The organism is Stenotrophomonas sp. YJH_SMC_53, from assembly GCF_059369995.1.
Map to the genome: position 1 here is coordinate 143426 of NZ_JCAFTF010000007.1, position 11953 is coordinate 155378.

Consider the following 11953-nt stretch of genomic DNA (forward strand, 5'->3'; position numbering starts at 1 on the left):
CCACCGCCGCGTACAAGGGCCGTGGCCGGGATGAGCAACGGCGGCCGTGCCGTTGCCGGCGCCGACCTCAGTGGTCGTGCGCCTTGTCGTGCGACTTGCTGTGGCCGTTGGACATCAGCTTGTCGGTCCAGGCGATGCCGATCGCCGACAGGATGAACACGCAGTGGATGATGGTCTGCCACAGCACGCCGTTGGCAGTGAGAGTCGAGCAGGTCTGCTCACCAATGTTGGCAGCTGCGGACGCCATTCGCTCGGGCGGGCACAGCGGGATGCCACCCAGCGCGCCGGTTGCGATGAAGGTCTTCAGCAGGTGGATCGAGGAGATGCCGATGATCGCCATCGCCAGCTTCACTTTCAGCACGCTGGCATTGACGTGGCTCAGCCATTCCGGCTGGTCCGGGTGGCCTTCCAGGCGCAGGCGCGAGACGAAGGTCTCATAGCCGCCGACGATCACCATCACCAGCAGGTTGGAGATCATCACCACGTCGATCAGGCCCAGCACGATCAGCATGATCTGCTGCTCGCCCATCGACACCGAATGCGAGATCAGGTGCCACAGTTCCTTGCCGAACAGGAACACGTAGACGCACTGCGCCACGATCAGGCCCAGGTACAGCGGCAGCTGCAGCCAGCGCGAGGCGAAGATCAGCGTGGACAACGGGGAGAGCGGCGGGCGGTTTGCACTCATGCGGGGGATGCTGCGTTTCGGGGGAGAGGCGAGGTTACCGGCCCGCCATGACGGTGCCAACCCAACTCACGCACTAGACTTCAGGTTCCTTTCCGCACCCCGAGCCGACGCCATGATCGACCTGTATTACTGGCCCACCCCGAACGGCCATAAAGTGACCCTGCTGTTGGAGGAAGCCGGCCTGGAGTACCGCATCCACCCGGTCAACATCGGCTCGGGCGACCAGTTCAAGCCGGAATTCCTCGCCATTTCGCCCAACAACAAGATGCCGGCCATCGTCGACCACGCCCCGGTCGATGGCGGCGCCCCGCAGAGCGTGTTCGAGTCCGGCGCGATCCTGCTGTACCTGGCCGAGAAGACCGGCCGCTTCCTGCCCAGCGACCCGCGCGGCCGCATCACCACCCTGGAGTGGCTGTTCTGGCAGATGGCGGGCCTGGGTCCGATGAGTGGCCAGATGGGGCATTTCAATGTGTATGCCCCGGAAAAGATCCCGTATGCGATCGAGCGCTATGACAACGAGGTGCGCCGCCTGCATGGGGTGATGGACAAGCGCCTGGCCCAGCACGCCTTCCTGGCCGGCGACGCGTACACCATCGCCGACATGGCCAGCTACCCGTGGATCGGCGCCTACGACAAGCTGCCGGTGGACTTCGCCGCGTTCCCGAACCTCAAGCGCTGGCACGAGACCATCGCCGCGCGCCCGGCCACCCAGCGCGCCTATGCGCTGCGCCAGCAGGTGAACCCGAACGCCGGCAAGCCGCTCAGCGACGAAGAGCGCAAGCATCTGTTCGGCCAGCGCTGACTCAGTTCGGTGGGTGCCGACCGTTGGTCGGCACTCCTTACCGGCACTCCTTATGGGCAGAAGGTCATGCTGCCTTCCCGCACGGGCTTGGTTAGGATGGGGGACGACCGTCCCGCGCCCCGCGTGGAGGCGGACCTGCCGTTTGCCGGGATCCTCCATGCGCCACCTGTTCGCTTCGCTTGCCCTCATGCTCGCCACCAGTACCGCCGCCCACGCCGAAAAGCTGACCCTGGAAGCCATCACCGGCCCCCTGCCGTTGTCCGGCCCGACCCTGATGAAGCCCAAGGTGGCGCCGGACGGTTCGCAGGTCAGCTTCCTGCGCGGCAAGGACAGCGACCGCAACCAGCTGGACCTGTGGACCTACGACATCGGCAGCGGCCAGACCCGCCTGCTGGTTGATTCCAAGGTCGTGCTGCCCGGCACCGAGACCCTCAGCGATGAGGAAAAGGCCCGACGCGAGCGCCAGCGCATCGCCGCGATGACCGGCATCGTTGATTACCAGTGGTCGCCGGACGCGCAGCGCCTGCTGTTCCCGTTGGGCGGCGAACTCTACCTGTACGACCTCAAGCAGCATGGCCAGGCGGCCGTGCGCCAGCTGACCCACGGTGAAGGCTTCGCCACCGACGCCAAGCTGTCGCCCCAGGGCGGCTTCGTCAGCTTCATCCGCGGCCGCAACCTGTGGGTGATCGACCTGGCCAGTGGCAAGCAGCTGCAGCTGACCCGCGACGGCAGCACCACCATCGGCAACGGCGTGGCCGAGTTCGTCGCCGATGAGGAAATGGATCGCCACACCGGTTACTGGTGGGCGCCGGATGATTCGGCCATCGCCTTCGCCCGCATCGACGAGGCGCCGGTGCCGGTGCAGAAGCGCTACGAGGTCTACGCCGACCGCACCGATGTGATCGAACAGCGTTACCCGGCCGCCGGCGACGCCAACGTGCGCGTGCAGCTGGGCGTGATCGCACCGGCCGCCGATGCGCAGCCGCGCTGGATCGACCTGGGCAAGGAACAGGACATCTACCTGGCCCGCGTCGATTGGCGCGATGCGCAGCACCTGAGTTTCCAGCGCCAGTCGCGTGACCAGAAGCAGCTGGACCTGGTCGAAGTGGCGCTCGATTCCAACCGCCAGCGCGTGCTCGCCCACGAGACCAGCCCGACCTGGGTGCCGCTGCACAACAGCCTGCGCTTCCTTGAAGATGGCAGCGTGCTGTGGTCGTCCGAGCGCACCGGCTTCCAGCACCTGTACCGCATCGATGGCAAGGGCAAGGCCACTGCGCTGACCCATGGCAACTGGCCGGTGGACGAACTGCTGGCGGTCGATGAGAAGGCTGGCAAGGCCTACTTCCGTGCTGGCATCGAGACCTCGCGCGAAAGCCAGATCTACGCGGTGTCGCTGCAGGGCGGTGAGCCGCAGCGCCTGTCGAAGGCGCCGGGCATGCACAGCGCCAGCTTCGCCCGCAATGCCAGCGTCTACGTGGACAGCTGGTCCAACAGTACCACGCCGCCGCAGATCGAACTGTTCCGCGCCAACGGCGAGAAGATCGCCACGCTGGTCGAGAACGACCTGACCGATCCCAAGCACCCGTATGCGCGCTACCGCGATGCGCAGCGCCCGGTCGAGTTCGGCACGTTGATGGCTGCCGACGGCAAGACCCCGTTGAACTACAGCCTGATCAAGCCGGCCGGCTTCGATCCGTCCAAGCGCTACCCGGTGGCGGTGTACGTCTACGGCGGCCCGGCCAGCCAGACCGTCACCGACAGCTGGCCCGGCCGCGGCGACCATCTGTTCAACCAGTACCTGGCCCAGCAGGGCTACGTGGTGTTCTCGCTGGACAACCGCGGCACTCCGCGCCGTGGCCGCGACTTCGGTGGTGCGCTGTACGGGAAGCAGGGCACGGTGGAAGTGACCGACCAGCTGCGCGGCGTGGCCTGGCTGAAGCAGCAGCCGTGGGTGGACCCGGCGCGCATCGGCGTGCAGGGCTGGTCCAACGGCGGTTACATGACCCTGATGCTGCTGGCCAAGGCATCGAACCAGTACGCCTGTGGCGTGGCCGGCGCACCGGTCACCGATTGGGGCCTGTATGACAGCCACTACACCGAACGCTACATGGACCTGCCGGCGCGCAACGAAGCGGGGTACCGCGAAGCGCGCGTGCTGACCCATATCGAAGGCCTGCGTTCGCCGTTGCTGCTGATCCACGGCATGGCCGATGACAACGTGCTGTTCACCAACTCGACCAGCCTGATGAGCGCGCTGCAGAAGCGCGGCCAGCCGTTCGAGCTGATGACCTATCCGGGTGCCAAGCATGGCCTGTCCGGCGCCGATGCCCTGCATCGCTACCGTGTGGCCGAAGCCTTCCTGGGACGCTGCCTGAAGCCCTGATGCACAAACGGGAAGGAGCCCGCCGATGACACTGCCGCCGCCGATTCCCACCCATGGCGCGAAGCCTGCCGGCTGGTGGTCCCGTCACTGGCGCTGGGCGATGCCGCTGGCCGTGCTGCTGGTGTTGGCCGGTGCCGGTGGCGTGGTGGCCTGGAGCGTGCTGCGCTGGAGCGAGGCCGCACGCGAGAGCCCGCCGATGCGCGAAGCGATGCGCCGCGCTGGATGCAGCATCGAACTGGTGGAAGCCTTCGGCGAGCCGCTGCGTGCCGAGTCGATGCCGCTGGGCAGCATGCAGACCGCGATCAACGGCCAGCGTGACGTCGGCCTGACCGTGGCCCTGGAAGGCCCGCGCGCGCACGGCCGGCTGTTCGTGAAGGGCACCCGCAGCGACGACGTCTGGGACTATCCGGTGATGTATGTGCTGGGCGAGAACAAGCAGACGTTCGACCTGACCGCGCTGGATGATGATGAGGCCGCGCAGGAATGCGAGCTGCAGGCCTGCCGCGAACGCGGCGAATGCCCGCTGGCCGCGGCGTTGTGACCTCCGGCCGATTGTCGCCACAGCGCTAAGCGCGTAGGGTGCGGGCAACCCTGTCCTGGAGTGCACCATGAAGCCGATCGCGTTGGCCGTTGCCCTGGCCCTGACTGCCGCCCCGCTGATGTCCGCACCGCCGGCGCTGGCGGCACCCGCCGCCAAGGCCGCTACTCCGGCCAGCCCGGCCTGGGTGGCCCGCAGCAACGCACTGGCGCAGATCCTGCTTGATGCGCAGGGCCCGTTCCAGCCGGAAGAAACCGGCTTCTTCGGCGTGCCCGGCTATGACGACAAGGTGGCCGACCTCGGTGCGGACAATGGCAAGCGCTACCGCGCCGCGATGGCCAAGGCCCGCGATGAACTGAAAGCCAAGCTGGCCACCGAGCAGGATCCCAACGTCCGCCAGGACCTGGAGATCATGATCCACGCCGCCAACCAGAACATCGAAGGCAGCGAGCTCAACGAGAAGTACCTGCTGCCATGGAGTGACGCGCCGCAGACCATCTTCAGCGGCCTCAACCTGCTGCTGTCCGACCAGGTGCCGGCCGAGCGCCGGGCCAAGGCGATCGACCGCCTCAAGGCCTACGCCGGGCTGCAGCCGGGTGGCACCGCGTTCACCACGCTGGCCCGCCAGCGTTACGAAGAACGCTTGAAGGACGGCAGCCTGCTGCAGCCGACGAAGATCGAAGTGCAGCAATCGCTGGACAATGTCGAGACGTACATCACCGGCATCGAGTCGCTGCTGAAGAAGTACCAGATCGCCGGCGCCGATGAGGCGATGAAGGCCCTGGCCGGGCAGATGAAGGACTACGCCGCCTGGACCCGCAAGGACGTGCTGCCGAAGGCACGCACCGATGCGCGCCTGCCGGCGCCGCTGTACGCCTACCAGCTCAAGCAGGTCGGTATCGATATCGATCCGAAGCTGCTGATGCAGCGCGCGCAGCTGGAGTTCATGGAAACCCGCTCGGCGATGCAGCAGCTGGCGCCGCTGGTGGTGAAGGACAAGGGCCTGAAGGTGGCCGACCCGAGTGACCCGGTGGCGGTGATCCGCGCGCTGAAGGCCGACAAGATCGCCGACGACCATCTGGAAGGGCACTACCGCAAGGTGATCGATGCAATCGATCCGCTGATCCGCGAGCATGCCATCGTCGACGTGCCCAAGCGCGCCATGCAGATGCGCCTGGGTTCGGCCGCCGAGAGCGCGGCCAGCCCGGCCCCGCATTTCCTGCCGGCGCCGCTGGTCAACAACACCGGGCAGCAGGGCACCTTCGTGCTGCCGCTGGGCAACCCGGCGGCGGGCCCGGGCGCACAATACGACGATTTCAACTTCGGTGCGGCGGCATGGACGCTGAGCGCGCATGAAGGCCGCCCCGGCCACGAGCTGCAGTTCACCGCGATGGTCGAGCGTGGTGTCTCGCTGGCACGCACCATGTTCGCGTTCAATTCGGTGAATGTTGAAGGCTGGGCGCTGTATGCCGAGGCCGAGATGGTGCCGTACGAGCCGCTGGACGGGCAGATGATCGCCCTGCAGTTCCGCCTGCTGCGGGCCGCACGCGCAATGCTTGACCCGATGCTCAACCTCGGCCTGACCGACCGCGCCAACGGCGAACGTGTGCTGATGGAGCAGGTCGGCCTGTCCAAGGCGATGGCCACCCAGGAACTGGACCGTTACATGGTGCGTATGCCGGGCCAGGCGGGCAGCTACTTCTATGGCTACACCCGCATCCTCGAACTGCGCATGCAGACCGAGCTGGCACTGGGCGCGAAGTTCGACCGCCTGGCGTTCAACAACTTCCTGCTCGACCAGGGCCTGCTGCCGCCGGACCAGCTGGCCGACGCGGTGAACAAGGTATTCGTGCCGAAGTACAAGCAGAAGTAAGTGGTAGCGCCGGGCCATGCCCGGCGAGCGCAGCGGAAAAGCCGCCGGGCATGGCCCGGCGCTACCAGCGGTGATGCAATCGCATCACCGCTGCGGCTGCGGGGTGATCACCTGGGTCGGCAACCGTGCCGGCGGTTCCGGGTTCGGTACCCAGATCGCCACGCCGGCGGCGCGCTTCTGCGTGGTCGGAATACCGATGCCGACGCCACCGCCCACATGCGAGCCGAAGGTGCCGGCGCCCACCGACATGCCCACCGGTGAGCCGCTGCTGCCCACGCCCATCAGCACCACGCCATTGGCGCCCAGTGCCGCCGCTTCACGCTTCAGGCGTGCCACCGCGGCATCGGTCTGGCCCTGCGTGCCGAAGCCCACGGCAGATGCCGATTCCAGCTGCGCGATTTCCTGCGAGCCGGCCGGTGGCGTGGAATAGATCTGCACCAGTGCCGGATCGATCGGCGCGCGGGCGCGCCCCAGCATGACCTTGGAGGTGCTGGCACAACCGGCGGCGACCAGCAGGATGGCCGCCAGCGCGGCCCAACGGATGTTCATGGCACGACCCCTGTAGGACTGGTTGCGATCTTCGGTGGGCCACTCTGAATCGGCGCCAACACCCGGGCCCGGGCACCCACGGCAGCACGCTAGCACGCGTCGGGTGACAGCCCCGCCAACGGCAGTAGGCGGCGACCGCGTGAACGACTATGGTGGACAGACAGGAACCAACTGCGGGAGAGCGGAATGGGCGTGATCAGTCTTTTGTGGGGCGTATTGGCGCTGTTGTGGATGATCCTGGCGCTGATTCCGCTGCTTGGCTGGGGCAACTGGTTCCTGATCCCGTTCGCCGCCGTCGGCGCGGTGATCGCCGCGCTGGGCATCCTGTTTACCCACCCGACCAAGCGCGGTCGGGCCTGGGCCGGGCTGGTGCTGAATGGCATCGTGGTGGTGGTCGGCATCCTGCGCCTGGGCCTGGGCGGCGGTGTGATCTGAATCCCGCCGCCGGGTGCGACAGGGCGTCGCAGGTACACGGCTGCTGGCCGGGCAGGGGCGTACAATGAGCGGCTGCGCGAGCCCCCCGCGTGCCTGTGATTCCGCGCCTGGCGCGGCTGCCCGATGATCATCCGACCCCGTCCCCACGGCTGGCAACTGCTGTACATCCTGCGCGGCTCGATCGTCAAAGCGATCGCGCCGAAGGTGCTGGCCATCCTGATCCTGTCCATTGCCGTGGCGGCCGTGGTGGAGCTGGCCCCGCCGACCGGCATCGAACGCGTGTCGGTCACGCCGTTCACCCTGCTCGGCCTGGTCCTGTCGATCTTCCTCAGCTTCCGCAACAGCGCCTGCTATGACCGCTGGTGGGAAGGCCGCAAGCTGTGGGGCCAGCTGGTCTACGAATCACGTTCGCTGGCCCGCCAGGTGCACCTGCTGCTGGCCGATGACGGCGGCCGCCGTCGCCGCATCGCGTACCTCACCACCGCCTTCGCCCATGCCCTGGCCGGTCGCCTGCGCGGGCGCATCGTGGCGCTGATGGCCCTGCCGTGGCTGGACAAGCGCCAGCGCGAACAACTTGGGCAGCGCGAGAACGTGCCCGATGCATTGCTGTCGATGATCGCCGCCGAGCTGGCCCAGGCGCTGCGTTCCGGTGACCTCGACCCGATCCTCTACGCCCAGCTGGAAGACCGCCTGCACGCGATGTCGTCGATCCAGGCCGGCTGCGAGCGCATCCTCACCACGCCGCTGCCGTTCGCCTACACCCTGCTGCTGCATCGCTGCGCGTGGATGTTCTGCGTGCTGCTGCCGTTCGGCCTGGCCAGTTCGCTGGGCTGGGGCACGCCGGTGCTGTCGGCGGTGCTGGCCTATGCCTTCTTCGGCCTGGACCAGCTGGGCGAAGAAATGGAAGACCCGTTCGGCCTGGAGCCGAACGACCTGCCGCTGGACGCGCTGGTGCGCACGATCGAGATCGACCAGCTCGACGCGCTCGGCGAACGCCCCTTGCCCGAACCCCTGCTGCCGCAGGGTTACCTGTTGCAATAGCCACTCCTCGGAGCCTGCCATGTCCCATCCGCTTTACCGCCCGCGCCGCATGCGCCACGACGAGTTCTCGCGCCGCCTGATGCGCGAGAACACGCTGACCACCGACGACCTGATCTACCCGGTGTTCGTGCACGAACTGGCGGGCCGCACCGCAGTGCCGTCGATGCCGGGCGTGGAGCGGCTGTCGATCGAAGAGCTGCTGAAGGTGGCCGAAGAAGCGCTGGAACTGGGCATTCCGGTGATCGACCTGTTCCCGGTGATCGACCCGTCGCTGAAGTCGCTGGACGCGTCGGCGGCGTGGGCCGAGGACGGCCTGGCGCAGCGTGCGATCCGCGCGCTGAAGTCGCGCTTCCCGGAACTGGGCGTGATGACCGACGTGGCGCTGGACCCGTACACCACCCACGGCCAGGACGGCATCATCGACGACAAGGGCTATGTGCTGAACGACATCACGGTCGAAGCGCTGGTCAAGCAGTCGGTGTCGCACGCCGAGGCCGGTGTGGACATCGTCTCGCCGTCGGACATGATGGACGGCCGCATTGGCGCGATCCGCCGTGCGCTGGATGCCGACAACCACATCAACGTGCGCATCATGGCCTACTCGGCCAAGTACGCCTCGGCGTTCTACGGCCCGTTCCGTGATGCGGTGGGCAGCGCGGCCAGCCTCGGCAAGGCCGACAAGAAGACCTACCAGATGGACCCGGCCAACGGCGACGAGGCCCTGCGCGAGATCGCGCTGGACCTGGAAGAGGGCGCCGACATGGTGATGGTCAAGCCGGGCATGCCGTACCTGGACCTGGTGCGCCGGGTGAAGGACACGTTCGGCGTGCCGACCTTCGCCTATCAGGTCAGTGGCGAGTACGCGATGATGAAGGCCGCCTTCGCCAACGGCTGGCTGGACGAGCGTGCCTGCGTGCTGGAGTCGCTGCTGGGCTTCAAGCGGGCCGGTGCCGATGGCGTGCTGACCTATTTCGCGCCGCAGGTGGCGCGATGGCTGCGCGAGCGCTGACAATAGCGCCACGATAGACGGAGGACTGCGCGATGGGACCCGAACTGGGATGGATGCAATGGCTGATCTGGGGCACCGGTGTCCTGGTGTTCGGTGCCATCATCGTCGGTGTCTTCATCGCCGCCTGGCGGGCGGGCAAGCGCCCGCCGGAGCAGCTTTCCGCCGCCCGCCACGTAGCCCGTGAGCAGGCCCTGCCGGACAGCGTGCAGGCCGAGCTGGCTGCGTTGAACCAGCGCAAGGACAACGGCCAGCTGAGCGAGATGGAGTACGAGCAGTTGCGCGCCAAGGTGCTGTCGCGCTGACGGGTGGGTGCCAACCTTGGTTGGCACTTTCCCGCATGCCAACCAAGGTTGGCATCTACCAAACGATCATCCACGCGCGGCGTGGATCTACCGCACGCACCCGGCCACCGCCGCCACCCTAGGCACCGCCAACCGGTACACGTCCACGCCACCGGCGCGCGGCGCCTTTGCCGCGCTGCTGGCCACCATCATCTCGCCGGGCCTGGCGTTGTCGATCACCGGCGCGCCGGTCCAGCCGCCGGCCTGGTTGAACGATAGTCCCAGCGGCTGCAGCGCCACACCGCTCCACGCACAGCCGCTGCTCCAGACCTGCGCGGTACTGCCGTGGCCGCGGCTGAACACCACGGCGCCGTCATGGCCCAGCCAGTCGCCGTCGGTCTCGTCGTCGGCGCTGTTCAGCGCGCTCAGTGCGGTGGCCGGGCCACGCAGGCCCTGCGCATCCAGCGTCGCTACGAACAGGTCCCAGCCGGCGCCATGGCCCTGCTGGCGGGCAAACAACAGCTGCTTGCCATCCGCGCTCAGGGCCGGTCCGGGCTCTTCCCGGCGCCCGCCGTCACCGCCCAGCGGCTGCGCTGGGCCCAGCCGGCCATCGGTGGCCAGCGCAGCGCGGTACAGCGCCAGCGCGCCCTCGCGGCCGGCCGCGAACAGCAGCCAGCGGCCATCACGGCTGAAGTAGGGATCACGGGCTTCACCGGCCACGCCGACCGGCAGTGCCTGTGCCTGCTGCCAACGACCGTCGACCACGCGTGCCTCCCAGAGGCCCCAGCCGGCTTCGTCGCGGCGGGCGAAAACGATGCGCTGGCCATCGGCGCTGATCGTGGCGCGGCCCTCGTCGGCGCGGGTCGAGACCACGCCCATGCCTTCGATGCCGTACTCGTTCAACGCCATCGCCACGGGGGCAGAGAGTAGACTGGCGGCAAGCACCAGCAGGGGCGGGGTGATGCGCATCATCCGGTTCCATGCACGAACAGAGCATCAGTCTAGCCAGCTTGAGGATTCCATGACCGACCGTTACGCCGTCTTCGGACACCCCGTCGCCCATTCGAAGTCGCCGCAGATCCATGCGTCGTTCGGTCGCCAGGAAGGCATCGCCATCGACTATCGCGCGATCGACCTGGCCCCGGAGGCGTTCCTGGCCGGCCTGGAGGCCTTCGCTGCCGAGGGCGGTGTCGGTGCGAACGTCACCCTGCCGCACAAGGAAACCGCGTTCTCGGTGTGCACCACGCTGACCGCACGGGCGCGCCGCGCCGGATCGGTCAACACGCTGCTGCGCAAGGGCGACCGTTGGCACGGAGACACCACCGATGGCATCGGCCTGGTGCGCGACCTGACCGACCGCCATGGCCTGGACCTGCGCGGCCGTCGCGTGCTGATGATCGGTGCCGGTGGCTCGGCGCGCAGCGTCGCCCCGGCGCTGCTCGATGCCGGCATCACCGAACTGGTGGTGGTCAACCGCACGCCGGAACGTGCCGACGAGCTGATCGATGCCATGGGCGAACCGGGCCGCGCGATCAGCCGCTACTGGGAGGACCTGCGCGACCTGGGCGACTTTGAACTGATCGTCAACGCCACCTCGGCGGGCCGCGACCGCGACGTCGAGTTCAAGCTGCCGCTGTCGCTGGTCAACTCGATGACCACCGCCGTCGACCTGAACTACGGCGAGGCGGCGATCGCCTTCCTGGCATGGGCACGCGCGGCGGACTGCCGCAACACCGTGGATGGCCTGGGCATGCTGGTCGAACAGGCTGCCGAGAGCTTCCTGCAGTGGCACGGCGTACGCCCGCAGACCGACGAGGTCTACCAGGCGCTGCGCCAGGGCCCGGCTGTGTTGGCCGGCGAGGACTGATCGATGGACGGCACGACCTTGATGGTGACCGTGCTGAGCATGGTCGGTGTGCGCCTGCCGGTGCTGATCGCGCTGTGCGTCGGCCTGGTCTGGGTGGTCGGTGCGCCGCGCGATGCGACCCGCACCGGCGCCCTGGTCGGCCTGCTGCTGTTGCTGTTGACCAGCCTCGGTGGGATGGCGGCGGGCATCCTGCCGATGTGGATGGTCCGCAGTGGTGATTTCAGTGCCGTGTCGAGCCTGAGCGCCATCCTCGGCGTGCTGCATTTCGCGCTGGCAATGGTCGAGGCCATCGGCGTGGTGCTGCTGGTGTGGGCGCTGGTGCGCCTGCTGCGGCTGCGCGGCAACGCGGTGCAGTGACACCGCGGTGACGGCCCAGGGCCGTCGCCAGCAGCGTCCGGCGTGTTCATCCAGCCGCCGGGCGTCGCCGCTGCCCCGTTCAGGCAGCCAGCGGCGGCGGACATGGCCGGCCATGCGACAATGACCGGCC

General features: G+C 67.9%; 13 protein-coding genes. 10 read left to right on the forward strand and 3 right to left on the reverse strand.

Going from position 1 to position 11953, the window contains the following annotated elements; all coding sequences use genetic code 11:
- Positions 1-67: 67 nt before the first annotated feature.
- Positions 68-688: a TIGR00645 family protein gene (locus AC5P7X_RS13000; RefSeq protein ID WP_053496791.1), complete on the reverse strand. Its 621-nt coding sequence runs from the start codon at positions 686-688 to the stop codon at positions 68-70.
- Between the two features lie 112 nt (positions 689-800).
- Between AC5P7X_RS13000 and AC5P7X_RS13005 the strand changes: the two genes are divergently transcribed.
- The 4 genes from AC5P7X_RS13005 to AC5P7X_RS13020 all read left to right on the forward strand — a co-directional run bounded on the left by AC5P7X_RS13005 (position 801) and on the right by AC5P7X_RS13020 (position 6284).
- Positions 801-1490 carry a glutathione binding-like protein gene (locus tag AC5P7X_RS13005; RefSeq protein WP_053496792.1) on the forward strand — a complete coding sequence of 230 codons (690 nt, stop codon included), beginning with the start codon at positions 801-803 and terminating at the stop codon, positions 1488-1490.
- A 157-nt stretch (positions 1491-1647) separates the two neighbouring features.
- Positions 1648-3873, forward strand: a complete 2226-nt coding sequence (locus tag AC5P7X_RS13010; RefSeq protein WP_053496793.1) for a S9 family peptidase — start codon at positions 1648-1650, stop codon at positions 3871-3873.
- 25 nt (positions 3874-3898) lie between these two features.
- A complete protein-coding gene (locus AC5P7X_RS13015) occupies positions 3899-4414 on the forward strand; it encodes a cytochrome c oxidase assembly factor Coa1 family protein (protein ID WP_053496794.1) in 516 nt (171 codons plus the stop codon).
- Between the two features lie 67 nt (positions 4415-4481).
- Positions 4482-6284 carry a DUF885 domain-containing protein gene (locus AC5P7X_RS13020; RefSeq protein ID WP_346607859.1) on the forward strand — a complete coding sequence of 601 codons (1803 nt, stop codon included), beginning with the start codon at positions 4482-4484 and terminating at the stop codon, positions 6282-6284.
- 84 nt (positions 6285-6368) lie between these two features.
- Here AC5P7X_RS13020 and AC5P7X_RS13025 read toward each other — a convergent pair whose 3' ends face one another.
- Positions 6369-6833 carry a hypothetical protein gene (locus AC5P7X_RS13025; protein ID WP_049439393.1) on the reverse strand — a complete coding sequence of 155 codons (465 nt, stop codon included), beginning with the start codon at positions 6831-6833 and terminating at the stop codon, positions 6369-6371.
- A 186-nt stretch (positions 6834-7019) separates the two neighbouring features.
- Here AC5P7X_RS13025 and AC5P7X_RS13030 point away from each other — a divergent pair, with 186 nt between their 5' ends.
- The 4 genes from AC5P7X_RS13030 to AC5P7X_RS13045 all read left to right on the forward strand — a co-directional run bounded on the left by AC5P7X_RS13030 (position 7020) and on the right by AC5P7X_RS13045 (position 9620).
- Complete coding sequence (locus tag AC5P7X_RS13030; RefSeq protein WP_005420185.1) at positions 7020-7268, forward strand: hypothetical protein; 249 nt, start codon at positions 7020-7022, stop codon at positions 7266-7268.
- 123 nt (positions 7269-7391) lie between these two features.
- A complete protein-coding gene (locus AC5P7X_RS13035) occupies positions 7392-8309 on the forward strand; it encodes a bestrophin family protein (protein ID WP_053496796.1) in 918 nt (305 codons plus the stop codon).
- Positions 8310-8328: 19 nt separating this feature from the next.
- Positions 8329-9318 carry a porphobilinogen synthase gene (gene hemB / locus AC5P7X_RS13040; protein WP_005420181.1) on the forward strand — a complete coding sequence of 330 codons (990 nt, stop codon included), beginning with the start codon at positions 8329-8331 and terminating at the stop codon, positions 9316-9318.
- A 32-nt stretch (positions 9319-9350) separates the two neighbouring features.
- Positions 9351-9620, forward strand: a complete 270-nt coding sequence (locus AC5P7X_RS13045) for a hypothetical protein (RefSeq protein WP_005420179.1) — start codon at positions 9351-9353, stop codon at positions 9618-9620.
- Between the two features lie 87 nt (positions 9621-9707).
- On the opposite strand, the gene AC5P7X_RS13050 is transcribed toward AC5P7X_RS13045, so the two are convergent.
- Positions 9708-10571 (reverse strand): TolB family protein, encoded by an 864-nt coding sequence (locus AC5P7X_RS13050; protein WP_495214949.1) that lies wholly within the window; start codon positions 10569-10571, stop codon positions 9708-9710.
- 49 nt (positions 10572-10620) lie between these two features.
- Between AC5P7X_RS13050 and aroE the strand changes: the two genes are divergently transcribed.
- Positions 10621-11466, forward strand: coding sequence for a shikimate dehydrogenase (gene aroE, locus AC5P7X_RS13055; protein ID WP_253134563.1), 846 nt, complete (start codon positions 10621-10623; stop codon positions 11464-11466).
- Positions 11467-11469: 3 nt separating this feature from the next.
- Positions 11470-11823, forward strand: coding sequence for a hypothetical protein (locus AC5P7X_RS13060; protein WP_005420176.1), 354 nt, complete (start codon positions 11470-11472; stop codon positions 11821-11823).
- Positions 11824-11953: the final 130 nt, after the last annotated feature.

What these genes read in the sequence shown, in the direction of transcription:
- AC5P7X_RS13000 (WP_053496791.1), bottom strand. Translation starts at nt 688, where the DNA reads ATGAGTGCAAACCGCCCGCCGCTCTCCCCGTTGTCCACGCTGATCTTC.
- AC5P7X_RS13005 (WP_053496792.1), top strand. Translation starts at nt 801, where the DNA reads ATGATCGACCTGTATTACTGGCCCACCCCGAACGGCCATAAAGTGACC.
- AC5P7X_RS13010 (WP_053496793.1), top strand. Translation starts at nt 1,648, where the DNA reads ATGCGCCACCTGTTCGCTTCGCTTGCCCTCATGCTCGCCACCAGTACC.
- AC5P7X_RS13015 (WP_053496794.1), top strand. Translation starts at nt 3,899, where the DNA reads ATGACACTGCCGCCGCCGATTCCCACCCATGGCGCGAAGCCTGCCGGC.
- AC5P7X_RS13020 (WP_346607859.1), top strand. Translation starts at nt 4,482, where the DNA reads ATGAAGCCGATCGCGTTGGCCGTTGCCCTGGCCCTGACTGCCGCCCCG.
- AC5P7X_RS13025 (WP_049439393.1), bottom strand. Translation starts at nt 6,833, where the DNA reads ATGAACATCCGTTGGGCCGCGCTGGCGGCCATCCTGCTGGTCGCCGCC.
- AC5P7X_RS13030 (WP_005420185.1), top strand. Translation starts at nt 7,020, where the DNA reads ATGGGCGTGATCAGTCTTTTGTGGGGCGTATTGGCGCTGTTGTGGATG.
- AC5P7X_RS13035 (WP_053496796.1), top strand. Translation starts at nt 7,392, where the DNA reads ATGATCATCCGACCCCGTCCCCACGGCTGGCAACTGCTGTACATCCTG.
- hemB (WP_005420181.1), top strand. Translation starts at nt 8,329, where the DNA reads ATGTCCCATCCGCTTTACCGCCCGCGCCGCATGCGCCACGACGAGTTC.
- AC5P7X_RS13045 (WP_005420179.1), top strand. Translation starts at nt 9,351, where the DNA reads ATGGGACCCGAACTGGGATGGATGCAATGGCTGATCTGGGGCACCGGT.
- AC5P7X_RS13050 (WP_495214949.1), bottom strand. Translation starts at nt 10,571, where the DNA reads ATGATGCGCATCACCCCGCCCCTGCTGGTGCTTGCCGCCAGTCTACTC.
- aroE (WP_253134563.1), top strand. Translation starts at nt 10,621, where the DNA reads ATGACCGACCGTTACGCCGTCTTCGGACACCCCGTCGCCCATTCGAAG.
- AC5P7X_RS13060 (WP_005420176.1), top strand. Translation starts at nt 11,470, where the DNA reads ATGGACGGCACGACCTTGATGGTGACCGTGCTGAGCATGGTCGGTGTG.